Below are 836 nucleotides of genomic sequence, written 5' to 3'. Positions count from 1 at the left end.
TCGTGAATAGTGATGAGCAAAACTAGGCTCAATACCATTACTTGCGTTATTGGCAAGTGAAAGCGAAATAGTACCCGTAGGTGCGATAGAAGTGTGGTGAGTAAAACGAGCACCTTGTCGGCTAATTTTTCGATTAGTTCCGGCTCATGCTCACCAACTTTCTGCATGTAACGGCTGTATTTTGCGTGAAGTACTTTACCTTTTACTTCATCGCCAACCTGGTAGCCTTCGGCTCTCATTTCAGGGCGTTTAAGAAGCATCTCCTCATCAACGATGAAGGTCTCTTCCATGATTGGCGCAGGGCCTTTTTCTTCTGAAAGCGCTAGGCCTTGTTTCCAGCCTTCAATAGACATCTCACGGTTTACCTTTTCAGTAAACTCGATTGACTCAGGTGAGCCATAAGCCATCTTAAGCATGGTGCAGGTAGAGCCAAGACCCAGAATTCCCATACCGTGACGGCGCTTGAAGTTAATTTCGTTACGCTGGCCAATTAGCGGAAGGCCGTTGATCTCGACAACGTTATCAAGCATGCGCGTAAAGATGCCCACAGCTTTTTTATACTTTTCGAAGTTAAAAAAGGCTTTGTCAGTAAATGGACGCTCAACAAATTTGGTCAGGTTCACCGAGCCTAGCAAGCAGCTGCCATAAGGTGGTAGAGNTTGCTCGCCGCATGGGTTGGTTGCGCGAATGTTTTCACAATACCAGTTGTTGTTCATCTCGTTAACTTTATCGATAAGGATAAAGCCTGGCTCAGCGAAGTCATAGGTAGACGTCATGATGCTGTCCCAGATGTACTTCGCTTTTACAGTGTTATAAATGCGACACGCTACCTGACC

General features: G+C 45.9%; 1 pseudogene. It reads right to left on the bottom strand.

What is annotated here, in order from left to right:
• Positions 1–836: pseudogene (locus A3761_RS05320) on the bottom strand (ribonucleoside-diphosphate reductase, adenosylcobalamin-dependent); the annotation flags it as partial.

The organism is Oleiphilus sp. HI0123 (assembly GCF_001635315.1).
Note: the sequence above shows the minus strand (reverse complement) of the source record. Positions and strands in the feature narration are given on the sequence as shown.